Genomic DNA, 24,310 nt, shown 5'->3' with positions numbered 1-24,310 from the left:
CAGGTTCGATTCCTGTCGGGATCACCACGCATTTTCACCAGCTTAGCAAACTGACGTCGTACTTTTCGCGAAACAGTACGACGAATCTCGGAGGGAATGCATCGCCGAACAAGGAACGATCCAGCTTCGCTACGAAGAGCGGGCACTACAATGGCCCGTTTGTCTGGCCGAAGGCTGCCGGCAGGATCATTACGAGGTGATGGTTGACCGTGGTGCGCTGTGACCTAGCTTAAAGTTCATGATGGACAGTCAAGAGCCGGGAAATGGCGAATTGTCCGCACCGGCGAACTCTCGCGAGGTTGATATGCAGAGGCGCAAATCGGCGTCTCAGAGCCCCGCATGTGTCCTTGGTCGGCCATTGCCCGCTAAGGAATATCAACTGCGGCGATCTATCAGCACGCGACTGGCGCCCCGCCATCCGCAACAATTCGCAAGTACCAGAAGAATCCCGAAGAAAGCGACGCTTCGAGGACGGTAAGGCCTTGGCCAATACCAAGGCGAATGACCAGACATCGCTTGATGAACTTGACAATACACCCCAGAACGCACGGGCACGGCAATGCCACATTATCTTGCCGAAATGTATGCAAACGACGTCCATCTGGCCATTCTGAGCGCGGTAGTGACGCTTGCATCGGTAGGCGCCTATCTTGTGCTCCGGCGTATCCTTGCCGCGGTGCGACGGAGCCGCCTTGCAGCGTTTGACGAAGGCAGATCCGGTATCGCCGACGAGGCTTCTTGGGAATGGGAAAGCCCGGCCGGACTTGTCGCCGGACCTGCTTCTTCCAAGGCTGCCAACCCCTTGCATGCGGTCGGCCTGGATGTTCGGGCTCAAAATACCAACTACTCTCGGTTCGGAGTGCGAATCGAGCATTTCGCCGCGACATCCGAACCCAGCGGGAGCTCGTTGGTGACCGGTGCTCCTGCACCGAACAGTGTGCAGTCTGGCCGGCTTGCAGCATCCATCAGCGCGATCGCGGAATATGGGAAGCGGATTTGCGGGTCGGCATGGGACCAATTGCGCCATAGAGCTTCACCGCCAAAAATTGCTCCGTTGGCCTATGCTGCGGATCGCGGTTTGAATTTCACAGCTCAGATGGGAGATCCCGACCCGGCCATGGCGCCTGCCTCAAACCCTGTCGTTCGCAGGCCGATCGTTCTTGTATCGCGTTTGGGTCTCGCCGCCATTTGTCTGGCCGCGCCGATTGGCTATGCGATGACGAGACAAATCTGGGTCGAAAGCGCTTCAGCCATCTCGCAAACCCAAGACCAGGCCCATCGAGACCTTTCGCGCCCGTTGAAACTTCAGGCGAGTGCCGAATTGCTTGGCCCGGATCTCACGGCTAACCAGGCGCAAGACGGGACGGATCGTGCTCAGTCTGCCGCTGCGAGACAATTGGCCGACCAGGAACACCGGGCGGCGGAAGGCGAGCGTGCCAGGAGCGCCGCTCTGCAGGGAGCGCTCCTCGAGGCGAGCAAGCAGATCCACACGCTGAGGGCAAGCATGGCAGCTGCCGATGACGCGCGCGAGGAGCGGTTGCGCAATGAACTCGCGGCGGCCCGCACTCTTGACGCGTTGCGGCGCATTGCGGGAGATGCCCGCACGATGCTGAGCGAGGCCACCAGCTATGTCCTTGAGGAGATGCCCGCTGCTCATCTCGAGCAGGAGCAGGCCCAAAGGCAGGCGCGCGATTTATCGCAAGCGCGCGTCCAAATTGAACAGCTTGAGACCCAGGCCGCCGAGGATCGCGCCACGGCCAAGGCTTCACTGGGGCAGGCGAGCGGCATGCTCGACGACGAACGCCGGAAGGCGGAGCTGCTTCGTGGCGATCTCGCCGAAGCGAAACTGGCCAATGCCGCACTCATGAAGCGTACGGCCGCGGCTGAGCAGGAACGGACCGACGCGGTCACAGCGAGACAACAAGTGGAGCGGACCGCAGCTGACACGGAGCGAACGCTCGCACGAGAACGCGCTGCAGCAGCAGCGGCCGTTGAGGAGCTGAAAGAAGCTCGCGTCGAGCGCCAGGCGGCTGAACTGGAGCGAGCCAAAGCAGTCTCAGCGAAAGAGCGTGCCGAGCAGGCCGCAACCGAGACGGCACAGGCTCTGGCACGGGAACGTACTACAGCCGTCATGAATCGTAAGGATCTCGACAGAGCCCGCATCGAGCGCGAAGCCGCCGCCCAAGCTCTTTTGGTGCGTGTCGCTAAGCTTCAGGAGGCTCTGGACGAGCAACGCGAGGCCACTGTTTCTCTTGCCCGCGACTTGGCTGCGGCGCGCGGGGACAACGACAGGCTCAGGACTGAGCGCCGCAGCGCGCAGATCGAACCGCCCCTGAAGCCGCGTTCTGGCCGCGCGGCAGCCAGCCAGGTGACGGCCGTCAGCAAGAAGACTGGCAAGGTTCGCAACCCTTCGCGGATGACCCGGGTGCGTTCGATCACACTTCCTTACTCGCTCTTGCCAAGACACGCGACACCACAGTGATTCCGACTGCGCGGTCCCTTCCGTGGAAGGCCATCTTTGATGCCCCGCACCCTTGGTAACACACCCGAGGCCTGCTGCCATTTCGGCCAAAGATGAATGGCCTCTCGAATTCACCCTGCTTCATCAGCGAGGTGTTCTGCGCGGTTCGCTATGTCAGGCCGATCACGCTGCCTGTCGCGTCCAATTCGCATTGGACCGCCGCCTGCCGTGTTTCCACGTTGCCTTGCCGCACATAGTCGATGCTGACCTCGATAGGGGCCGAGATCGTCGCCCGACTCAACTGATGTACGACGCCCGCGCTGGCGACGCGCACGCTGGTCGCCCCAAACGGAGCGGCGGCCGACTCGATGGCATCATGGCAGGCCCGAACGACTTTATCCGGGACGCCCGGCAGCGCCTCGGTTCGGCTGACTGTTGATTGAGTGTTGCTGTCGCTGGGAGGCTGGAGAGCGGCCGGCAGGTCGAGCGACTGTCCGCCCCTTGCGGACGCAACAGCAGTAGCGGCGGCCGGACCTACCGTCCCAGGGACTGTCGCAGTGCCGCTTGTGCTGGTCTCGCCGTCGTCCGCCGACGAACTGGAGCCGCCGGGGTCATCGCTAGTCCCTTTCTGCGAGCCGCCGTGGTTGCCGCCGGCGTCATGACCTCCGCCGCCACCATGGCCACCAGAACCATGGCCGCCGTTGCCATGCCCTCCGCCCTGCTGACCACCGGTTGCAGCTCCTGCGCAAACTACCGCGATCGAGCAAGCTAAGACGAAATACGCACAGGTGAATCCACACGATTGACGCACGACAACCTCCATGGATGCGTCGGTCCAACCGTCTTTCCGCGGCTTGCAGTCAGAACGGCGCGAACCGCCGCTGCCCCCGCGGCAACCTCGCGATTGCCGCGCCCCCGAAAGAACTAGGGGATCAATCCGGTGTATCAAGGATACTTGGCTGGTAAGCACCGGTGAGAGATCGCTTGGCTGGCGAGTGCCGTATCACTCAGTCGATGCCGACCGTGGATGACGCCGCAGACGCCTTCGTGATCCAATGGCCGGAGTCCGGCGATTGGCCTGGCCGAGGCCCCGGCGAATGCAGAGATCAGCGAATAGGCTTACCGCGCTTCAGGTCAGCGCACCTCCTCCGAGTCATCGGCGACAGCCACGCGATGTCGGGTGGGATGGCCTCCAAAAGGCCCCGCGGAGGCACGAAAAAGCGTTCGCTTGAGCACTCGCCCGCCATGCGAACCATGGCGGGCCAGACGGATCACCCCGCCTCAGCCGACCCGCACGACAAAATGCTTCGTCACCGGCTCGATGATCTTCCAGGTTCCCTTGAAATCGGCTTCCACCACGAAGGCATCGCCGGGGCCGACCTCGACCGGTGTGCCGCCGTCCGGCGTGATGATGATGCGGCCGGCGATCATGTGCACGAACTCGTAGTCGGTATAGGTGGCGTGATAGGTGCCGGGCGTCGCGCGCCAGGTGCCCGACAACACCTTGCCGTCCTCGGTCGTGTGCTGGACGGCGGTTTGCATGGTCGGCTTGCCCTCGACGACGATCCAGCCAGCCAGATCGCCGGCGTCCGCGTGTTCGACGGTGCCGAATTTGAGGATTGTCTCGCGGGTCATGTGCTGGGCTCCGTTTGGTGGATTGCGTGGCGTTGTTTGCCTGGCCGGTCAGATAACCGATGCACCTGCCGCGAGCAATGCCGGCGCCATACGGCCGGCACCTTGGCTGACGGTGCATCAAACAAAAAACCCGCCTGTGCGGCGGGTCACTGGCGCAAGTCAGCACCATAGGCAAATATGTACCATAGCTGAGGTCACCGCGTCAAGAAAAAATTCCTATCTCGGAAAAATGGCGGCACAAAAGCCGCCAATACCGGCTGCCTCGAGGCCTGTTGTTAATCTGAGTTCGGCACCCTGCCCTGTGGCGCACGCCGCGTCCTTCGGCCCTCGACGGGCGGGTCAGGGTTTGTGCCGCGCCGAGACGAGTTCCGCCTTGCGCCTTGCCGTCTCTATTCCCAGACCGATGAAAGCACGCGCGTGCTTGGCCAGCGCCATGTTGTCCGTCCACAGATTGCGCCAGATCGCGGTCTTCTTCGACAGGTTCTCATCGACGATTTCCGAAGAGAAGGATTCGAAGCTGAGGTCGTCGCTGTAGCCGATAGCGGTCAGCGCATCGAAGATCGCGGCGAAGTCGATATTGCCGGTGCCGAGGAAGCCGCGATGGCTTTCGCCGATATGGACATAGCCGATCTTATCCGCGGCATGACGGATGGCCAGCCCGACATCGGCCTCCTCGATGTTCATGTGGAAGGTGTCGAGATGCAGGAAGATGTTGTCCGAGCCTGTGTCCTCGATGAAGGCCAGCCCTTGCGCGGCGGTGTTGAGCAGATTGCTTTCGAAGCGGTTGACGATCTCGAGGTTGAGCGTGACGCCGGCCGCCTTGGCTGTCTCGGCAACCTTGGCCAGCGTGCCGGCACTGCGCTGCCATTGATCGCGCGTCGGCGCCTCGACCTGCAATCCGTGGCTGGTCGAGAGAATGCCGGCGACCTTCCGGCCGCCGAGATCGCGCGTCAGCGCGATGGTGTCGTTGAGGATTTCGACGCCGCGCGCGGCAATCGCCTTGTCGGCGCTCGAAATGTCGCCATCAACAGGCAATCCGATGCTGATCGCGACGCCGAGGCCAAGATCGGCAATGCGCCTGGCGAGCCCGCCGATGTCGACATTGGCGGGGTCGAGATAGGAGAATTCGATGAGGTCGAAGCCGGCCTCCCTGGTGTTGGCCAGCGTGCGCTCGAGATCGGCCTGAGCCGAGCCCGCCGACCAGACAAAAGAATGGATTCCAATACGCGACATCATCGTCTCCGGCTTCTGCGCATCGGCCCCATGGGGAACCGATGCCTGGACAAGACGTGGGGGGGGGGGGGGGCGCCCCCCCCCCGCGGGGGGGGGGGGGGGGGGGGGCGGGGCCGCCCGGGGGGGGGGGGGCGGGGGGGGGCGGCGGGGGGGGGGGGGGCGCGGGGGGGCGCGGCGGGGGCGCGCCCCCCCTCTCGGGGGCGCGGGCGGGGGGGGGGGGGGGCCGGGGCGGGGGGGGGGGGGGGCCGGGGCGGGGGGGGGGGGGGGCCCCCCCCCCCCCCCCACGCTGCTGAGGGACGTTTAGCGGGCCGCGGTCCAGCCCTTGTAGTCCTTCAGGTTCTCGGCCGTGATCAGCTTCGGGTCGAGCAGCACGGTCGGCTCCGCCGGCTTCTTGCCGGCCAGCAGTTCGGCCGCCATCGTCAGCGACTGGCCGGCCATCACGTAAGGGTCCTGCGAGGCCGAAGCCTTGATCATCGAGGTGCCGGAGGAGAGCTCCTTCTCGATATCGGGCGCGCCGTCGACGGCGGTGAAGATGAATTCCGAACGGTTGAGCTGCTTGGCCGCAAGCTGGGCGCCGATCGCCGTCGGGTCATTGATGGCGAACACCGCATCGATCTTGTCGAAGCGGGTGAGCAGCGACTGGAACACTTTCAGGCCGCCGTCGCGTGAGCCTTCGGCATTCTGGTCGTCGGAGAGGATCTTGATGTCGGGATGCTGCGCCAGCACGTTCTTGCAGCCCTTCACCCGCTCCAGGATCGAGGACGATGCCGGTCCGTTGAGGATGACGTAGTCTCCCTTGCCGCCGGTGTGGTCGACCAGGTACTTGCAGGCCTCTTCGCCGGCCTTGACGTTGTTGGTCATCACGGTGACGTCGGCGCCCGGCGCCGAAACGTCGAAGGCGGCAACGACGATACCCGCGGCTTGCGCCTTCTTCACCGCCGGCGCGATCGCCTTGGCGTCGACGGCATTGAGCATGATCACGTCGACGCCGGCGGCGATGAACGAATCGACCTGCGAGACCTGCTTGTTGAGGTCATAGTCGGCCGATACCGAGGTCACCTCGACCTTCGGGTTGATCTTCTTGGCCGCGTCCTCGATGCCCTTGATGGTGGCGACGAAGAAGGGATTGCCGAGCAGGCCGACCGAGATACCGACCTTGTTGAGGTCCTTGGCCGAAGCAGGCGCGATGGCGAGCGACGCGAGTGCGACGCCGCAGAGCAGTTTGGCGATGGTCTTCATTGCTTTCCTCCGATTGCCCCGCGCCTCTCACGGTGCGTTACACAAACCGGTCGTTGACGCCGGCGACTAAGGTCAATCACGTTCTTGCTCCTGCCTGGAGCCTGTAGCGGTCGAGGGCGACCGCCACGATGATGACCAATCCCTTGATGATGTACTGCCAGATGTCTGAGACACCGGCCAAGATGAGCCCGTTGGAGAGCACCGCGATGATCAGGCCGCCGATCAGCGTGCCCCAGATCGAGCCGACGCCGCCGACGAAGCTGGTGCCGCCGAGGATGACAGCGGCAATGGCGTCGAGTTCGTAGGACTGGCCCAGTTGCAAGCCGTTGGCGGCGTAGAGCCGGGCCGCCGACATGGCACCGCCAAGACCGGCCAGCAGGCTGGAAACGCCATAGACGAAGAGCAGCACCAGCGGCACCTTGATGCCGGTCAGCCGCGCCGCTTCGGCATTGCCCCCGACGGCATAGATCCAGGTGCCGAGCACGGTGCGCTTGAGCACCAGCCAGGACAGCACAACCACCGACAGCGCGATGATGACCAGCCACGGAATGCCGAACAGCGAACCGTTGCCGATGAAATCGAACGGCAGGTCCGAGTTGAACACCGTGGTGTCCTGGCCGAGCAGGCGAGCGACACCGCGCACCGCGGTCAGCGAACCCAGCGTGACGATGAAGGGCGGCAGCTTGATGTAGGCGATGAGCAGCCCGTTGATGAGGCCGAAGCCGAGGCCAACCAGAATGGCCGCCGGCACGCCGAGCAAACCCCAGTCCGGCACCAGCGACACCATCACCGCCACCATCGCCGATGCGGCGAGGATGGCGCCGACGGACAGGTCGATACCGCCGGTCAAGATGACGAAGGTCATGCCGGCCGCCAGCACGATGTTGATCGACGACTGCTGGGTGACGATCAAGAGGTTGGTCTCGGTCAGGAAGCGCGGGTTCAGGAACTGGAAGCCGGCCGCCAGCAGGATCAGCACCGGCAGCATGCCAAGGGCAGCGAAAGCCGTGCGCAACCGTCGGCTGGTGCCGGTGGCCTGGCCGCCTGCGCTGATCTCGGTCGCCTTGTCGGTCATTGCTGAGCCGCTCCTGTTGCAAGTTCCATGATTTTCTCCTGGCTTAGCGGTTCGCCTTGCGATGCCGTCACCTCGCCCGATATCGTACCGTCGCGCATCACCAGCACGCGGTCGGCGACGCCGATCACCTCGGGCAGTTCGCTGGAGATCATCAGGATGGCGATGCCCTGTTTGGCGAGATTGTCGATCAGCCGGTAGATTTCCGATTTCGCCCCGACATCGACGCCGCGGGTCGGCTCGTCGAGGATGACGACCTTCGGCTCGGTCTCGAGCAGGCGGGCGAGCAGCACCTTCTGCTGGTTACCGCCGGACAGCGAGCCGGCATTGGCCTGCACCGAACTGGTGCGGATGGAGAGATCGGCAACGGCCTTGGAAGCGCGCCTTTCGGCGGCCGCGAAGTCGCGCAAGCCGCCGGCGCGCGAATCCCGCGCCAGCACTCCCATGCTGATGTTGTCGGAAATCGACATGTCGAGGAACAGGCCAAGTTCCTTGCGGTCCTCGGTCAGATAGGCGATGCCGGCATCGAGCGCCTCGCGCGGCGAGCCGATGGAGATCGTTTTGCCGTCGAGTTCCAGCGTGCCTGACACGCGCCTGTCGGCGCCGAAGATCAGCCGCGCAAGCTCGGTACGGCCGGAGCCGACCAGACCCGCCAGCGCCAGCACCTCGCCCTTGTGCAGGTCGAACGAACAGTCTTTCAGGAGACGGCCGTCGGACATGCCACGCACCGAGAGCGCCACCGCGCGCTCTTCGTCCGGCGGCCGATGATCCTTCTTGTAGAAAGCCGACAGATCGCGGCCGACCATCATCGACACCAGGCGCGAGGCGCTGAGGTCGGCACGCTCGAGCGTACCGACATAGCCGCTGTCGCGCAGCACACTGACGCGATCGGCAAGCTGGTAGACCTCTTCCATGCGGTGACTGATGTATATGATGGCGATGCCTTGCGATTTCAGCGTCGCGATGACCTCGAACAGCCGGTCGGTCTCGCGCGAGGTCAGCGACGTGGTCGGCTCGTCCATGACGATGATGCGCGCATTGGTCGACAGCGCGCGGGCGATCTCGACCAATTGGCGCTCGCCGAGCGACAGGCTGGAGACCATGTCGCGGGCCGAAAAGGAGACGCCCAGACGCGCGATGATCTCCCTGGCGCGCCGGGTGCACTGGTCACGGTCGACGATGCCGAAGCGTCGCGGCTCGTTGCCGAGGAAGATGTTTTGCGCCACCGTCAGATTGGGCGCCAGCGACAGCTCCTGATAGATCACCGCGACGCCGCTGGCGCGCGCCTTGATCGGATCGCCCGTCGCGGCCGGCATGCCGTCGATCAGGATCTCGCCGCCGGCATCCGGCCGATAGGCGCCTGAAAGCACTTTCATCAATGTCGACTTGCCGGCGCCGTTCTCGCCCATCAGGGCGTGCAGCTCGCCGGCGTGGACGCTGAGCGAGACATCGTGCAGGGCACGGATGGCGCCGAACGTCTTGGAGATGTGCCGCATCTCCAGCACCGGCTGGCGCGCCGTCTCGGCCCTGGCAATCGCACTCATCGCGCGCCTCCCACTGCCACACCAGCGACGCCGCGGTCCATGGTGGCGTCACGCCAATTGCTGCGATAGCCTGCCAACCCGGTGAAACGCGATGCGCGCACCGGCTCCGGAACTTCGGCGGCGAATTCGCGCCCGACGCTCTCGAAGGCGAGCGCCGCGGCACCGGTGGCGCTGCCTTCAAGCGTGGCGCCCTGCAGGAAGGCCTGGCCGGGACGCAACTGCGCCAGCAGCCCGGCGAGCACACCGCCTGTGTTCAGCCCGCCGTCGACGATCACGGTGTTGTTCGAATGGATGAGGTCGAGGCAGAGATCGACCATCAGCGCGACGTAGAGCAGCGCCGCGGCCGCGCGTTCCTCGGCATTGGGCGCGCGCCCGACCAGTCGGCCGGAATGCCCCGACATCGGCCCGCCCGGCGCAAAGCTCGGCAGCGCCATGATGCCGGCATCGATCACCCGCTGCACCACTGGGCCGGCGATCTCGCCTTGCCAGCCGGCGCTGATTGTTGCGAATTCGCGCCCGCCCATGAAGCGGATGGTCGGCACCGGGCCGCCGCCGATATCGACGTTGACCAGCATGTCGCGATGCCGGTCGAGTGCGTCGAGCGGGCAGTCCGGATTGAGCACGATGACCCAGGTGCCGGTCGAAACGACAGTGACCGGGCCAAGCTCCTGCCGGCGATAGGCATGCAGCGCCGCATTCGAGTCATGGACGCCGTTGTGGATGGCGATCGGTCGCGCCGCAGCGCCGAGGTGGTGCTCGCCGATAACGGTGCCGGCGCGCTCGAAGGCAGGCATCCGGTCACGCCAGCCCTGCGCGTCGACCAGCGAGGAAAAGTCTTGGCTGCGCGGCGCCCACAGATGCGAATGGCAGCCGAGATAGGACACTTCCGAGACCGCCCGCCCGCCAAGGCGCCAGCTCCAGTATTGCGGATAGCCGAGGATCAACTTCGACGCAGCGAACGCGTCCGGATCGACTTCCTGCAGCCACAGCATGTGGCGGCCGTAGTTGAAGCCGAGCGGCAGCCGCGGCGAGAACGTCTCGGAAAAGTCAGGAATGCGGCGATCGATCCGCGCGGCAATCTCGGCCGGCGGCTCTTGCTCGTAATCGAGGATCGGATGCGTCAGCGCCGCCTCGTCGACCAAGGCAAAGGTGCAGCCATGGCCCGACACCATGACCCCTTCCACTCCATGACCGTCGACCGCATCGGCAACGGCGCTGAGCGCCCAATGGTGGAGGGCCGCCTCGTCGAGCACGCTGAAGCCGCCTTGGCGCACCCATTTCGGCTGTGTCCGGCGCTCGTCGATGATCCGCCCGTCCTGGCCGAAGACGAAGAGCTTCGAATTGGTCTTGCCGAAATCGAGGACCGCCACCTTCACTGGATGGCTCCCGAGGCTATGCGCACCATGACGCCGGCGTCTTCCAGCATGCGCGCATCTGCGTCGGAGAGGCCGTCATCGGTGACCAGCGTGCCGATGCGGGAAAGCGGCAGCGCGACATTGCGCGCGTGGATCGACAGTTTGCGGCTATCGGCCAGCACCACGATCTGGTCGGCGCAGAGGCTGAGATCGACGATCGAGCGTACCAGCAGCGGGTGCGATTCCATCACGCCTTCCTGGCCAAGGCCTTGCGCGCCGAGAAAGAATTTGGAGGCGTAGAAAGGCACGGCCTGGGTGAGCGAATGGATGATGCCGGGCTCGCGATGCAGGTCACCGCCGGCAACCGTCAGGCTGCAATGGCCGTGATCGCTGAGATAGGCCGCCAGCGGCATCGAGTTGGTGTAGAGGCGGATGTTGCGCTCGGCGAGCTTGACCCCGAGATGGAAGCAGGTCGAGCCGCCATGCACGATGACGGCGTCGCCGTCACGCACCATGGTCGCCGCCAGAGCGGCGATCTGCCGCTTGGCCTCGACCGCAAGGTCGCGGTTCTCGTCATAGGGCCGGGCGTAGGCGACACCGGCCTGGGAAGCGCCGTCGAGTGCCGAGATGCCGCCATAGACCTTCCGCGCTTCGCCGGCTTCGTCGATCCTGTCGATATCGCGCCTGACCGTCGCGGCCGAAACGCCAAGCCGTTCCTGCAGCTCGCGCACCGAAGCGAACGGACGATCCCGCAGCAGTTCGACGATCTGACGCTGGCGGCCGGAGTCGCTCAATTCTTTCCTCCCGGATGCCATTTTCCATGGCAGTTGGTGCAACTTACTCAACATTAGCCAGATTGCAAGCGCGTTTTGATGATAGTATATCACTATTGACGTAGATCACTCGTATCTGCGATATCAGCGCCAATTCGACCCCGGCAACGGGATTTCGCGCAGGACACGGCCGAGCCGTTGGAGGAAAAGCGCCATGGCGACCCAAGCTGATGCGCAGGAACTGGCGGCCTTGCGGGCGCTTTCGGCCAGCATCGGGCAGAGCCCGCATCTGACCCAGGCGGCAGGCGGCAACACCTCGCTGAAAGCCGGCGACACACTGTGGATCAAGGCCTCCGGCACCTGGCTGAAGGACGCGCTCGTCGATGACATCATGGTGCCGGTGGCGATGGCGCCGCTGCTGAGAGCCGTCGAGCAGCGCGATCGCGCCGCCGACCAGCCGCAGGGTTTCACCATTGCAGCGCTCAACCCGCGCGGCCTGCGGCCGTCGATCGAGACCACGGTGCACGCCCTGATGCCGCAGCGCGTCGTTCTGCATGTCCATTGCGTCGACACCATCTCGCTTGCCGTGCAGGCCGATGGCGAGGCCGAGGTCGCCAGGCGGCTCGATGGCATCGAATGGGCCTATGTGCCCTATTTCCGGCCGGGCCTGCCGCTTGCACGCGGCATTGCCGAGAAACTGCGGCCTGGTGTCGACGTGCTGATCCTTGGCAATCACGGGCTGGTCGTCGCCGCCGAAACCGTCGCCGGGGCGGAGCTTCTGCTGCGCCGTATCAGGTCATTGCTGGCCCGGCCGACGCGCGCGACCGCCGCACCCGACCTCGACGCCTTGGCGGCGCTTGCCGGCGGCAGCGGCTACAGATTACCGGCCGATGTCGAAGCGCATGCGGTTGCGCTCGACCCTGAGAGCCGCCGCATGGCGCAGGCCGGCAGCCTCTATCCGGACCACGTCATCTTCCTCGGCCAGGGCTCCATCGTGGCGAAACCAGGCGAGGCGGTGGCCGATGTCATTGCACGACTGGACACGTCGCCTTCGGCGATCCTGTTTCCCGGCGCAGGCGTGCTGATGCGCGGCGATGCCAGTGCCGGCGCCGATGCCATGCAACGCTGCCTCGCCGACGTGACGGCGCGCATCGACATCGCCGCGCGGCTGAACTATCTCACCGCTTCCGAGAATGACGAACTGGTCAACTGGGACGCCGAGCAATATCGCCAGAAGCTCAACGCGGCTGGCGGCTAGCATGGGCATGATGCCACTTGTCATCGGCATCGATATCGGCACATCGGGTGCGCGCGCCGTCGCCATGCGCCCGGATTTTTCCATAGCCGGGCACTCGGCCGTCCCACTCGACAGGTTTGGCAGCGATGGGCGAGCTCCCACGGCGTGGTGGCAAGCGGTCAAGACGGTGCTGACGGAGCTGCTTTCCGGCATCGACCGCACGGCGGTCCGCGCCATCGCCATTGACGGCACCTCCGGCACGCTGCTGCCGGTCGACGCCGCCGGGCGGCCACTGGCCGAACCGCTGATGTACAACGACAAGGTCGATGACGACGACATCCTGGCCGCGATCGCCCGCACCGCGCCGGCTGCAAGCGCAGCGCACGGAGCGACATCCGGCCTCGCCAAGGCCCTGCGCTTCCAGCATCTGCCGGGCATTGCGGCGGTGCTGCATCAGGCCGACTGGATTGCTGGAAACTTCTCTGGCCACTTCGACGTCAGCGACGAGAACAATGCCCTGAAGACAGGCTATGATGTCGAGGCCCGCCGCTGGCCGGAATGGATCGCGGCGACCGGAATGCGCGTGGAGTTGCTGCCGCGCGTGGCCGAACCGGGCGAGGTCACCGGCGCCCTCACCGCGGAAGCCGGGGAACTGTTCGGCTTGCCGCGCGATGTGGCCGTCGTCGCCGGCACCACGGATGGCTGCGCCTCGTTCCTGGCGACCGGTGCCGCCGTGGTCGGCGACGGCGTCACCGTGCTGGGATCCTCGCTGACCATCAAGATCCTGTCCGACCGGCCGATTTCGGCGCCGCGCTTCGGCATCTACAGCCACCGGCTCGGCAACGCCTGGCTGGCAGGCGGTGCGTCGAATTCCGGCGGCAAGGTGCTGGCTCAGCATTTTCCGCTCGCCCGTATCATCGAACTCAGCGCGACAATCGACCCGGAGACCGACACCGGCCTCGATTACTATCCGCTTCCCGCCACGGGCGAACGATTTCCGATCGCCGATCCGGCGCTGCCCCCTCGCCTTGCGCCCCGGCCGGCGGATGACGCCGATTATCTGAAAGCGATGTTCGAAGGCATCGCCGCGATCGAGGCGCTCGGCTATGGCAGGCTTGCCGAACTCGGCGCGCCCGCGCTGATATCGGTCAGGAGCGTCGGAGGCGGGGCGGCGAACCCGGCCTGGACGGCAATTCGGCGACGCAGGCTCGGCGTCGATTTCCTGCCCGCGCTTTCCGACGAGGCCGCCGCCGGCACGGCGCGGCTGGCGCTGATGGGTGCAAGCCGGGCAGGACTCCTATGAGCGCCAAAACGATCGAACGTCTCGACGGCATCGGGCCGCTGGCGGAGCGCTACGACGTGTTCCTGCTCGACCAGTTCGGCGTGCTGCATGACGGCACACGGCCCTATCCGGGCGCGGTGGCAGCGCTGTCGGCGCTGAAGCGTGCCGGCAAGACCGTGGTGCTGGTTTCGAACTCCGGCAGGCGGGCGCAACCCAATGAAAGCCGGCTCATAAAACTCGGCTTCGAACAGGGAAGCTGGGATCATTTCGTTTCTTCCGGCGAGGTGGCGTGGCGATCCTTCACGGACATGGCGGCGTCGGGGAAGCTGCGCCCAGGGACAAAATGCCTGCTGATCAGCCGTGAAGCTGACCGCTCCGCGATCGAGGGCCTGCCTTTTGTGCTGACCGGGTCCGGCGATGAGGCCGAACTGGTGCTGATCGCGGCCAGCGAGGGTGACCGCTTTGACCTCGACCATTATCGCAGGCTGTTCGCGCCGGCTGCAGAGCGGCGGGTGCCGTGTTTCTGCACCAATCCCGACATCATCATGCTGACGGCCGTTGGCCCTCGCTTCGGTGCCGGCCGTCTGGCCGATCTCTATGAAAGCCTGGGCGGCAGCGTTACCCGCATCGGCAAGCCCGACAAGGCGATTTTCGACGCCGCGCTGGCGCTGGCCGGCGAGCCGGACCCTGGCACCGTGGTCTGTGTCGGCGACAGCGTCGAACACGATATATCGGGGGGAAACAGCGCCGGCATCGCCACCGCGCTGGTGCTGAGCGGAATACTGGCGGACACACCGGATCTCGCCGCTGTTTTCGACGAACAGCAGGCCTGGCCGGACTACATCACGGACAGTTTCAGCTTCCGCTGACCGCCTCCAGCATGCGCCGCGCGCTCTCCTCGTCGGTGATCAGGATGGTTGGGGCGATGAGGGTCATGGCGCCGAGCAGCGCTTCGGTTTTCTCCTCGCCACCGGAGGTGAGGATACGGATCGGCGCCTTGCGCAGACGGTCGACATCCACCGACATCACGTGGCTGTTGACCGGATGGTCGACCAGATCGCCGTTGCGGTCGAAGAAATGGAACAGGAGGTCACCCACGGCGCCTCGCGCAAGCAGGGCCTCCCGATCCGCCTCCTTGAGAAAGCCGCCCCGAGAGAAGGTGGTGGCGGAGGCAATCCCGCCGACGCTCAGCAGAACGGCATCGAGCACGTCGGCCATTTCGAAAATCTCCTGCAGGCCGCAGCGCTCGATCAGTGCGATCTTGGTCTCGACGCTGTCGACGACGGCTGGTGTCGGCATCAGATAGCCGTCGCCCTGAAATATCTGAGCGAAGCGCCAGGCGAACTCGGCTGGGTTTACCCGGCGCACGACGCCGACACCGCCAAGCAGCGAAATCACCTTGAAATCGGTGAGCGACTTGGCGCTGATGAAGGGCAGGCTCGAGAACAGCGTCTGCCCCCAGCCGACGCCGACCCGCATCCCGGACTTCATCGTGTCCGACAGGAAACTGCCGGTCTTGGCGCTGATCGCCGGTATCGGATCGGCATCGGGTGCCGAAAGCGGCGCCACCAGCGCCTGCTGCAGCCCGAACGTCTTCTCCAGCGCGCGCTCAAGCCGCACAATTTCCGACAATTCGCTCTCGATGGTGATCTTCACTTCGTTGCGCGCCCGGGCATCCGCCAGCATGCGCACGATGGTGACGCGACCGACGCCGAGCACGTCGGCGATCTCGTTCTGCGTCATCTGTTCGACGAAATACATCCAGGCGGCGCGAATCCTGAGGCGATCCGTTCGGCTTTCGCTGGCGACCTGCTCGGTTGCCTCGCCTCGACCGTCTTCGCTTTCGCCCTGTCGTCGTCTGCCCAAGTCTGTCTCTCCCCTGCGGCGACGGACGAGCGCGCTGCCGCCGATTCTGCATGCTGGTCTAGTATCGCCTATTGATCTACCAATCGATAGGAACAATGTAGAGAGTGGCGGCTGCCCCGCTTGGCGGCTATCCGCAGCAAATTTCAAGGCGATCCGCGATGCTCCGACAAATCTCCGAAGATGTCCGCGTCAATCTGAAGGACCGGCTGCGGGAAGTCCGCGAAATCATCCGCCAGAGCCGCCATGACGGCAGCGGCGATGCCAGCATCCTGCGCGAAGCAACCAGCCATCTGCCGCCGTTTCCGGGCAAGGGCATCGAAGGCCTGCTCAGCCATGCCGCGAGTGCCGTCGACGAGGCGCTGTCGATCGCTGAAGCTTTCGTCCCGCATGAGCGCCCGATCAAGGTGGACGGCACGACGGTAAAGGGCCTCGGCACCTATTTCCCGATCGGCAATGAGGACCGCCAGCTGAGCGCCGAGCGCCTGTTCCGGCGCGATATGTATTATCTGACCAAGGCGGTGCTTGCCGGCCTGAACATCGACAATGCCCGCATCCACGAAGCCGATTTCGCGGCCGTCCATGCCACGATGCGCAAGCGGCATGGCGACCTCCTGGCCGCCTTGGCCGCGCCAGGCGCCGGACTGCAGGCAATCGCTGCGACCTGTTCGGCGCTGCTGGTCGAGTGCCTCAGCCAGCGTCCGGTTCGCTTTGCCGAGACCGTGCCGGAAACGCCGGCCGCGATTGCCGGCCGGGCGCTCGACATAAGCTGCCTGGCGCCGCTCGCTTTGGCCTGCGGCCTGGCGACCACCGGCAGCGACGGTGCGCCGGAGCCGGATATGCTGGAGATCGCGATCCTGGCGGCGGATATTCGCCACGACCGCATCGTTCAGGCCTGCGCCAAGGCAAACCCGATCGCTGAACTGACACCGGTGTTCGCCACCTTGCTTGCCCATCTGCCGTAATTAGCCGGTCTGGGCTAGCCTTCAGCGGCCATGGCCATGATCGCTTTCTTGGCGCGCTGGATGGAAGCCGGGCTCATCGAGAGTTCGGTCAGTCCCATCTTCACGAAGGTCGCAATGAGATCGGGACGGCCGGCCGCCTCACCGCACATGCCGACCATGATACCGGCGGCGACGCCGGCTTTTGCCGTTATTTCGATCGCCGACATGACGGCTGGATTGGTGACATCGTTGAGCCTGGCGACGGTCGGATTGAGCCGGTCGGCGGCCATGATGTACTGGGTCAGATCGTTGGTGCCGATCGAGAAGAAAGCAACCTCCTTGGCCAACGTCGGGGCGATCAGCACGGCGGCCGGGGTTTCGATCATGACGCCGAGATCGAATGACGCGTGCGGCACGCCTTCGGCCTTCAGCTCGGCCGTGCATTCGTCAACCAGCACGCGCGTCTGCCTGACCTCTGAGATGTCGGACACCATCGGCAGCATCACCTTGATGTTGCCGTGCACGGCGGCGCGCAGCAGCGCCCGCAGTTGGCGCTTGAAGATGTCGGGCCGGTCGAGACACATGCGGATGCCGCGCCAGCCGAGGAAGGGGTTTTCCTCGTCGGGAAATTCGATGCCGGCAATCGGCTTGTCACCGCCGATGTCGAGCGTGCGCACAATGACCGGATAAGGCGCAAAAGCCTTGGCCAGCGCCGCATAGGTCTCGGCCTGCATGTCTTCCGAGGGCAGATGCATATGGCGCATGAACAAAAGCTCGGTGCGGAACAGGCCGATGCCCATGGCACCAGCCTCTTGCGCCGCTTCGATTTCCTCAAGTGAGCCGATATTGGCCGCGACCTCGATGATCCTGCCGTCGGCAAGCTTCGGCGTCACCGTCTTGAAGATGGTCAGTCCGGCGCGCTCCTTTGCCGCCGCTTCGACGCGGCCGGCGAAATCGGCGCGGGTCGCCTCGTCGGGGTCGATGATCACATGGCCGGCATTGCCATCGAGCGCGACCTCTCGCGCGGTGCGCAAGGCATTGACTTGGCCGCCGAGGCCGAGCACTGCCGGAATGCCGTGCGAGCGCGCGATGATGGCGATGTGCGAGGTGGCGCCGCCATGGCCGCACACCACGCCGCCGATACGCTTCAGCGGCGCGCGTGCCAGATCCCAGGCACCGATGTCGTCGGCGATCAGGATAGCGCCTTCGGGGATGTTTTCGAGGCTGATATCGTCCTGCCCCAGCAACACGAGGCAGATCTGCCGCCCGACCGCATGAACGTCGTCCGCCCGCGCGTTGAGATAGTGATCGTCGACCGCGCTGAATTCGGCGGCAATGTTGGATGCGGCGGTGATGACGGCGGAGACCGCGTCATTGCCGCCCTTGATCAGGCCCTCGGCCTCGCCGGTCAGGCTGTCGTCGGCGGCGATATCGCGCAGCGCTGCGACGATGCCGCGGTCTCCAGCCGACAGGCTATCCTGCGCCAACGCATGATCCATGCGGGCCTGGACCGCGCCGACGGCCGTGCGGAACCTGTCGATCTCGCCTTGTATCTCCTCGGCCTGCAACATGCGGCCCTGGCCAGCGATATCGGCTGGGAAATGCGCAAAGGCCGGGCCGATGGCGAAACCTTCGCTGGCGGCCACGCCGCGCAGGCGGTTTGCCCCGTCAGGTGCCGCCGGCACGGATCCGCGCGCGGGTGCCGCTTCCGCTTCCTGCCCGGCATCGTTCGCCGGGCTCTGCGCTTCCGCTTCATCGTCGAGGCCGGCCCGCGGATTCTCAAGATAGCCGATCAGCGCCTCGAGCGCCTCGATGGCATCGGCGCCATTCGCCCGCACCGTGACTTCTTGGTTCTCCTTGACCGCCAGCAGCATCAGCTTGACCGAACTCTTGGCACTGACCGCCTTGCCGTCCTTGACCAGTTCGACGTCGGATTCGAAACCCTTGGCGAGCTTCACGAACCGCGTCGCGGGACGGGCGTGCAAACCTTCATGCACTCTGACGATGGTCGAGCGTTCCATGGCAAATACTCTGGTTTTGGGCGCCGCTCCCAACATAGGCCGCGGCGCGAATGCTGTCAGGCGGCGATGGTGATGATCGCGCCGGTCTTCAGGGCGGCCACGAGCGCTAGCGGATCGACTTGCGACACACAGATCTCGCCCGGCCTCTCGGCCTCGGTAGCGCCGTTGAACGAGATGACGACATGGCCCATTTCCAGCACCTTGCTCCACGCGCTGGAGCCGACCGCTGTAATAACAGCGGCAACCGGGCCGAGGGTGATCGAAGCGCCCTTGGCGGGCGCTCCGTCACTTGGTCCCTGCTCCGCCTTGTGGAGCACCGAAACCTCGGCAAGCTCCGGCGGCGAGCCATCCGCAAACAGGATGACCACGCCCCCTTCGGCAAGGTCCGCCACTTCTGGGCCGATGGCAGTGACCCGTGTTCTCAGCAGAACCGTCATATGGCGAACCTCATTTTCTCAACTTTCCCTAGAGCGGTGAACCGCTCTATCTCTTTGTTTTGACGCAATTTCCACGGGAAAGCATTGTGCGCTTTTCCCGGAATTGCCTTAGAACACGATCAGGCTGACGACCCAGGCGATCAGCACCGAAACCGGCCCCATGATCTGGCGGCTGATGAGCACCGCCGGAACGCCGATTTCGATCGTCTTCGGCTTGGCCTCACCGAGCGCCAGGCCGACAGGGACGAAGTCGCAGCCCACCTGGGTATTGTAGGCAAACAGCGCCGGCAGTGCCATCGCCGGCGAGATCGTGCCGTTGGCGATCTGCGGGCCGATGATGGCAACGCCGATGACCTGCGCGATGACAGCGCCTGGCCCGAGGATGGGCGACAGGAACGGCAGGCCGCAGATCGCCGAGATGATCAGCAGGCCGACGATGTTGTTGGCCAGCGGACCCATCGGCTGCGCCAGCACATCACCGATGCCGGTATACAGGATCAGACCGATGAGCATGGTCACGAACGCCATGAACGGCAGCACGTTGCGAATGACCTGATCGATGGTGCGACGGCCGGCATTGAAGAAGATGCCGACGATACGTCCCATGACGCGGCCGATCGTGCTGATGAGGCCGATCAGCCCACCTTCGCTCGGCAGCGGCTGTGGTGCCGCGGCCGCATTGTTGCTTGAACTCATCGCTGCTGCTCCCCCTGCAGTCGTGATCGTTTCGGATCCGTCCGCCATTGTGATGTTGGCCGGCTTCACGCCCGAAACGTAGATGTCCTCGGTGATGAACTGGGCCAGCGGCCCGGATTGACCGACCGGCGTCAGATTGACGGTCGGGATGCGCTTGCGCGGATAGACGCCGCATCGTGCGGTGCCGCCGCAGTCGACGACGACCACCGCCATCTCGCTTTCGATCGGTGGCGCCCTGAAGCCGTCGACGGCCTCGCCACCGGTCATGTCGGCGATAAGCTGCGCCACCGGGTGAATGCCACCACCGGTGACGGAAACGATCTTGCTGCGCTGTTCGGTCGGCTCGATCACGAGCGGGCCACCCCAGCCGGTTTTGCCCTGGGTGATCCTTACGGCTTTGTATGTCTTGGCCATGATGTCCTCCCTGCCCTTACAGCTCGACGCCCTGGCGGCGTGCCATGATGGCGGTGATGCGTTCGGTCAGCATGCCCTTGAGCAGGATGACGACGAGGCCGACGATGGCGTACCAGATCGCCACCTTGACGTGGTAGCCGGCGACGACGACGCCCTTCTTTTCCAGCTCCAGCAGCGCGACGAGAATGCCGCCCCAGACGAAATACTCGCCGGGATTGATGTGCGGGAACAGGCCGAGCGGCGGGTGCACATAGGATACTGCCGCGTCATAGAAGGCCGGCTTGTGCTTTTCTTCCAGGAACGATCCGAACGTATAGGCCATCGGATTGGTGAGGAAGAACACCGCCAGCAGCGGCAACAGCGTGTAGCGCGTCAGCGCGATCCGGCCGGCGCCGCGCGCCAGACCATGCACGCGCTCTTCACCGACCAGTTCGGTGACGGCGTAGAAGGCCGTCATCAGCACCACCAGCGTCGGAATGATGCCGGTGACGAAGCCGGCGAAGACCTCGCCGCCCTTCTGGAAGATGCCGATGAAGTACTTGCCGATGGCGGTCAGCCAGCCGAGCTGCTCTTCCTGCTGGACGTCCTTCAGCTTTTCCTTGAACTGATCGACGGTGATCGGTCCGCTGTCCGCTTGTGCGAGGACAACGAGATGGTCGGAGGCATGCTCGACGGCGAGCTTGCCATGCAATGCGGCATCCGAGACCATGGCACCTGCGACATGCAGATTGTGCACGGCCATGTCGGCATGCTGCGCCAACAACGAAAATACAGACATTTCTCCTCCTTATGCCACCCGCCGGTTGATCCCAGTCGGTGCGCGGCGTCCTCTATCCCTTTGATTTAGAGCCCGAAATTCTCCGGCCCTAAGCCCTTGCTATGTTCAAGCCGGACAGGCCCGGCTTCTTCCCCGGCTCCGACCGTGTCTTGTCGATCTGTTCGATCGCCCGTTTCACGGCCTCGGCCACACCGGGTTCCCCCTCCCCCATGATTGCAGGGTTGGACCGGAGTCTATCGAGGGGAACACCCTCGAATTCTTCATGTCTCTTGAACTTGGTGAAGACGGAACGGCCGCTCATCACCATCAGGCGGCGCACGATCAGATCGGGCGTCACCACGACGAGCGCGATGGTGCCCTTGGCCAACCGGCCGCGAAAATTGCCGGCTCCGACGAAGCCCTCCTTGTACTGGTCGGTGACGCCCCTGAAGACATCCGAATAGTGCCGCATCTGCAGCCAGACGCCGAGCGACTGCAGCGCCCACACAATAACCAGCAGAAGCAGTCCCCACTGCCAAATCGCCATTCGGTTCTCCTCCCGAAGCCTCAGTTGAACCGCACCTTGGACCGGCGCGTGACAACAGCAAAGTGAGAACATTTGTTTCCGAGAATGTCAATATGTATGATATTGGCCTCGGCTGCGGTCATCCACAAGGGCGCTGACCGATTTCGGCCGTGCCACCGTTGTGCTAGGCTGACTGGGAAACAGGATACGAGGAATATGGATCTGCCCTTCAGGGACGAACTGGCCTTGATGCCCGATCTTCGCCATCGGCTGCGGCAGCTGCGCTGGTTCCGCGCCACTTTTCGCGGCAGCGCGAAGGTGGTCTCGGACACGTTCGGCGTGCGCTTCGAGATCGACGAGGCAAAGCTCACCAGGGCCTTTCTCGACTGGGTCGAGATCATGGAGCCGCAGAAGCGCTTCGCCGCGATCGACCGCGCCGACTTCATCGTCTTTGCCGCCGGCCTCGTGCTGCGCGAGTTGATAAAACAGGCGCCGGCCAGGGAAATCTCCAGCCTCACGCAGCTGATCGAGACGGAAACGAACGCCGGCACGCTGGAAATCGTCCGCTTCTGGCCGGAGGGTTTCCTCTACACCAACTACTGCGTCTCGGTGATTTCGGCGATCCACGAGCAGGAATTCGGCACCGCACCCGGCATCGACAAATGCGCCGACGATTTGCGCACATGGTGGTCCTATCGCGAGAATGTGACCGAGATGCCGGCCTATGCGGTGGCTTTCCTCGACCGCTTTCTCGGCGCCGAACCGAACTGGATCACCCCGGATCGCGCACAGTCCCGGCAAGCCATGCAACGGGCGCTCGGGTCTTCCCGTGCGAGCGATGCGTTGCGCCAGCTTTGAGCCGCTCTTCGCGCCCCCAAAAACGCACGCGCTATTGAACATTTGACTTTTTGGCGATAGCGATGTGCGAAAATTGACTCGAGAGGGAAACGCGTGGCGCCACCAAGGCCTATTATTTTCGATTGCGACGGCGTCCTTGTTGACAGCGAGCCGCTGGCCGCCCGCGCTTATGAGCGCGTCTACGAAAAGCACGGCATGCCCGGTGTCAACACCAGCATCATCGCCCAATGCATCGGCATGAAGCAGTCCGATATCATCGCCAGGATCAGGGATTTGACCGGCCACCAGTTTCCGGCGGCGGCGGACGGCGACATCTGGGCCGAGACCAAGGTGCTGTTCTCGCAGGAATTGAAGCCGACACCGGGAATCGCTGCGTTCCTCGAGACGCTTGCGGGCGACCGCTGCGTTGCCTCGTCCTCCTCCGTCGAGCGCATAAACCACAGCCTTGCCGTGACCGGGCTGGCGCGTTTCTTCGGCGATGCGATCTACAGTTCCTCGATGGTCAAGAACGGCAAGCCCGCGCCGGACATCTTCCTCTTCGCAGCGGATAAGATCGGCGCCAATGCGGCCGACTGCATCGTCATCGAGGACTCGCCCTTCGGCATCCAGGGCGCTGTCGCCGCCGGCATGACGGCGATCGGCTACACCGGCGGCGGCCATACCTATGCCGAGCACGCCGCGCGGCTGACAGCTGCCGGTGCCGATTTCGTCTGCGCCGACTGGCAAGAAGTTAGCCGGCAATTGGCCGGGCTCGGTGTGCCGGCCTAATCTGTCAGCGAACAGGCAGTCCAAGGCGGACCGATTCGTCGGCCGGGATCACTGGCCCGACACGGAAATTGAAGGACAAGACCCTCGTCGCACCGGTGTCGACCTCGCACCGGAAGCCCAGATGGTACCATGTGGTTGTCGTGCGGAAGGCGACATCCGGGGCGTCGAGGATATTACCGACCTTCAGCGGAACACTTGGGATCAACTCGGGGAAATACGAGGCGTCCAGCAGTTGCTGCTGCAACGCGCTGGCGCAAAGTTTGGCGGCACGCTGGCCGCGAGGCACGCCGCCCTTCGAGGTCGTGGCCACCGCATCGCCGGTAGCGCCCTGTGAATAGAGCTTGCGGACGCCTGGGAGGCCCGAAGCGTTCCGAGATGCAGACTTCGAGGGCTTTGAGGGGCTGGGCTTCGGCGCGTTTGTGGGTTTGGGCTTCGGCGCATCGGCTGATGTGGGAAGGTCGATCTCGCTGCCGCCGCCATCGGCAGCCAAAGGCGCTGGTGCCGCGCCCCGTTGCTTGGCGGCATCGAGCGCCGCCTGCTTCTCCGCCTCCTGTTTGGCTGCTTGTGATTTATCTATCTCCTCGGTTGAAGCTGCCTGCGTCTCCTGTGTGGGCTCGGCGTCCTTCGCCGCGGTTGCCGGCTTCTCGTCGGCCTTGGTTGAATCTGGCCGGCCCTCGGAGTCTACCGGAGTGGCGGATTGGTTCTCCGCCTGCTTCGGCACGACAGGCGGCTTCGAATCATCCTTGGCCGGTGACGGCGAGTTGTCTAGAGCGCTGCCCCCATCCAGGGATTTCCTGGGGCCGGTATCCTTGTCGCCGAACTGAAAAACCGGCTTCAAAACCTCAACTGGCGAGGGCTTCTGAGGTCGCTTTTCCGGCGGACGTGGTTTTTCGACTTTCTGCTCGGGCGGTTTTTCAACCTTCGTTTCCTGCGGCTTTTCGGCCTTGGGCTCCTTTGGGGGCGGCGCCGGCGCGGGTCTCGGCTTTGGCTGATCGGGCGCAGGCACGAGTGCGACGTTTACCGCCTGTTCCTGCTGCGGCTGTTGGGGAGGCGCCGGGAATTTGTAGACCAGGAACGCAGCGATGAGCGCATGCAGGATCAGCGATGCGGGCAAAGCCCACAACAGATGCCGCCGTTCTCCTGTCTCGCTCTTCATCCTGACCGATGTGGAATGAAATAGCGGCGGCTTCAAGCA

At 64.5% G+C, this 24,310-nt stretch carries 22 protein-coding genes; 7 read left to right on the top strand and 15 right to left on the bottom strand.

Annotation, left to right across the window (positions count from 1 at the left end; genetic code table 11):
- Positions 1-559: 559 nt before the first annotated feature.
- Positions 560-2,482, top strand: a complete 1,923-nt coding sequence (locus tag AC0L24_RS23270; RefSeq protein ID WP_473564174.1) for a hypothetical protein — start codon at positions 560-562, stop codon at positions 2,480-2,482.
- 148 nt (positions 2,483-2,630) lie between these two features.
- Here the strand turns inward: AC0L24_RS23270 and AC0L24_RS23265 are convergent, their stop codons facing one another.
- The 8 genes from AC0L24_RS23265 to AC0L24_RS23230 form a co-directional block, all read right to left on the bottom strand.
- Positions 2,631-2,795, bottom strand: coding sequence for a hypothetical protein (locus AC0L24_RS23265; protein ID WP_164895614.1), 165 nt, complete (start codon positions 2,793-2,795; stop codon positions 2,631-2,633).
- A 947-nt stretch (positions 2,796-3,742) separates the two neighbouring features.
- Positions 3,743-4,096, bottom strand: a complete 354-nt coding sequence (locus tag AC0L24_RS23260) for a cupin domain-containing protein (protein ID WP_127266678.1) — start codon at positions 4,094-4,096, stop codon at positions 3,743-3,745.
- A 339-nt stretch (positions 4,097-4,435) separates the two neighbouring features.
- Positions 4,436-5,329 carry a sugar phosphate isomerase/epimerase family protein gene (locus tag AC0L24_RS23255; protein WP_127809117.1) on the bottom strand — a complete coding sequence of 298 codons (894 nt, stop codon included), beginning with the start codon at positions 5,327-5,329 and terminating at the stop codon, positions 4,436-4,438.
- Between the two features lie 300 nt (positions 5,330-5,629).
- Positions 5,630-6,568 carry an ABC transporter substrate-binding protein gene (locus tag AC0L24_RS23250; RefSeq protein WP_127320947.1) on the bottom strand — a complete coding sequence of 313 codons (939 nt, stop codon included), beginning with the start codon at positions 6,566-6,568 and terminating at the stop codon, positions 5,630-5,632.
- Positions 6,569-6,644: 76 nt separating this feature from the next.
- Positions 6,645-7,643 carry an ABC transporter permease subunit gene (locus AC0L24_RS23245; protein ID WP_473564173.1) on the bottom strand — a complete coding sequence of 333 codons (999 nt, stop codon included), beginning with the start codon at positions 7,641-7,643 and terminating at the stop codon, positions 6,645-6,647.
- Complete coding sequence (locus AC0L24_RS23240) at positions 7,640-9,184, bottom strand: sugar ABC transporter ATP-binding protein (protein ID WP_473564172.1); 1,545 nt, start codon at positions 9,182-9,184, stop codon at positions 7,640-7,642. Before AC0L24_RS23240 ends, AC0L24_RS23245 begins: the two co-directional genes overlap by 4 nt.
- Entirely contained in the window at positions 9,181-10,560 is a 1,380-nt protein-coding gene (locus tag AC0L24_RS23235; RefSeq protein ID WP_292657414.1) for an acetate and sugar kinases/Hsc70/actin family protein, read from the bottom strand. Before AC0L24_RS23235 ends, AC0L24_RS23240 begins: the two co-directional genes overlap by 4 nt.
- Positions 10,557-11,333: a DeoR/GlpR family DNA-binding transcription regulator gene (locus AC0L24_RS23230; RefSeq protein ID WP_127266683.1), complete on the bottom strand. Its 777-nt coding sequence runs from the start codon at positions 11,331-11,333 to the stop codon at positions 10,557-10,559. Before AC0L24_RS23230 ends, AC0L24_RS23235 begins: the two co-directional genes overlap by 4 nt.
- Before the next feature lie 193 nt (positions 11,334-11,526).
- Here AC0L24_RS23230 and AC0L24_RS23225 point away from each other — a divergent pair, with 193 nt between their 5' ends.
- Genes AC0L24_RS23225 through AC0L24_RS23215 form a run of 3 tightly spaced genes read left to right on the top strand, consistent with a single transcriptional unit; the run spans position 11,527 to position 14,700 of the window.
- Complete coding sequence (locus tag AC0L24_RS23225) at positions 11,527-12,570, top strand: class II aldolase/adducin family protein (protein ID WP_473564171.1); 1,044 nt, start codon at positions 11,527-11,529, stop codon at positions 12,568-12,570.
- 7 nt (positions 12,571-12,577) lie between these two features.
- Positions 12,578-13,852, top strand: coding sequence for an FGGY-family carbohydrate kinase (locus tag AC0L24_RS23220; RefSeq protein ID WP_473564179.1), 1,275 nt, complete (start codon positions 12,578-12,580; stop codon positions 13,850-13,852).
- A complete protein-coding gene (locus tag AC0L24_RS23215) occupies positions 13,849-14,700 on the top strand; it encodes a TIGR01459 family HAD-type hydrolase (protein WP_473564170.1) in 852 nt (283 codons plus the stop codon). The genes AC0L24_RS23220 and AC0L24_RS23215 overlap by 4 nt, the downstream gene beginning before the upstream one ends.
- Here AC0L24_RS23215 and AC0L24_RS23210 read toward each other — a convergent pair.
- Positions 14,687-15,697, bottom strand: a complete 1,011-nt coding sequence (locus AC0L24_RS23210) for a sugar-binding transcriptional regulator (protein WP_023811047.1) — start codon at positions 15,695-15,697, stop codon at positions 14,687-14,689. The genes AC0L24_RS23215 and AC0L24_RS23210 overlap by 14 nt on opposite strands.
- Positions 15,698-15,855: 158 nt before the next feature.
- Between AC0L24_RS23210 and AC0L24_RS23205 the strand changes: the two genes are divergently transcribed.
- Positions 15,856-16,659 carry a hypothetical protein gene (locus tag AC0L24_RS23205; protein WP_127397272.1) on the top strand — a complete coding sequence of 268 codons (804 nt, stop codon included), beginning with the start codon at positions 15,856-15,858 and terminating at the stop codon, positions 16,657-16,659.
- 14 nt (positions 16,660-16,673) lie between these two features.
- On the opposite strand, the gene ptsP is transcribed toward AC0L24_RS23205, so the two are convergent.
- The 5 genes from ptsP to AC0L24_RS23180 all read right to left on the bottom strand — a co-directional run bounded on the left by ptsP (position 16,674) and on the right by AC0L24_RS23180 (position 21,510).
- A complete protein-coding gene (gene ptsP, locus AC0L24_RS23200; RefSeq protein ID WP_127809110.1) occupies positions 16,674-18,659 on the bottom strand; it encodes a phosphoenolpyruvate--protein phosphotransferase in 1,986 nt (661 codons plus the stop codon).
- Positions 18,660-18,715: 56 nt separating this feature from the next.
- Positions 18,716-19,096, bottom strand: a complete 381-nt coding sequence (locus AC0L24_RS23195) for a PTS glucitol/sorbitol transporter subunit IIA (RefSeq protein WP_127809109.1) — start codon at positions 19,094-19,096, stop codon at positions 18,716-18,718.
- A 108-nt stretch (positions 19,097-19,204) separates the two neighbouring features.
- Positions 19,205-20,206: a PTS glucitol/sorbitol transporter subunit IIB gene (gene srlE / locus AC0L24_RS23190; RefSeq protein ID WP_127397282.1), complete on the bottom strand. Its 1,002-nt coding sequence runs from the start codon at positions 20,204-20,206 to the stop codon at positions 19,205-19,207.
- A gap of 16 nt (positions 20,207-20,222) precedes the next feature.
- Positions 20,223-20,984, bottom strand: coding sequence for a PTS glucitol/sorbitol transporter subunit IIC (gene srlA / locus AC0L24_RS23185; RefSeq protein ID WP_013529328.1), 762 nt, complete (start codon positions 20,982-20,984; stop codon positions 20,223-20,225).
- A gap of 88 nt (positions 20,985-21,072) precedes the next feature.
- Positions 21,073-21,510, bottom strand: coding sequence for a transcriptional regulator GutM (locus tag AC0L24_RS23180; protein ID WP_127809108.1), 438 nt, complete (start codon positions 21,508-21,510; stop codon positions 21,073-21,075).
- A gap of 195 nt (positions 21,511-21,705) precedes the next feature.
- On the opposite strand from AC0L24_RS23180, the gene AC0L24_RS23175 reads away from it, so the two are divergent.
- Both AC0L24_RS23175 and AC0L24_RS23170 read left to right on the top strand, forming a co-directional pair.
- On the top strand, positions 21,706-22,347 hold the full coding sequence (locus AC0L24_RS23175) for a hypothetical protein (RefSeq protein WP_127397280.1): 642 nt from the start codon (positions 21,706-21,708) through the stop codon (positions 22,345-22,347).
- 93 nt (positions 22,348-22,440) lie between these two features.
- A complete protein-coding gene (locus tag AC0L24_RS23170; RefSeq protein WP_127809107.1) occupies positions 22,441-23,115 on the top strand; it encodes an HAD family hydrolase in 675 nt (224 codons plus the stop codon).
- A gap of 4 nt (positions 23,116-23,119) precedes the next feature.
- Here AC0L24_RS23170 and AC0L24_RS23165 read toward each other — a convergent pair whose 3' ends face one another.
- The gene (locus AC0L24_RS23165) at positions 23,120-24,271 is read right to left on the bottom strand and encodes a DUF930 domain-containing protein (protein ID WP_292662379.1); all 1,152 of its coding nucleotides are present in this window, start codon (positions 24,269-24,271) and stop codon (positions 23,120-23,122) included.
- Between the last annotated feature and the right edge of the window lie 39 nt (positions 24,272-24,310).

Source organism: Mesorhizobium sp. WSM4809 (assembly GCF_055811655.1).
The sequence above is the reverse complement of the archived record's forward strand: the minus strand, read 5'-3'. Positions and strand labels throughout refer to the sequence as shown.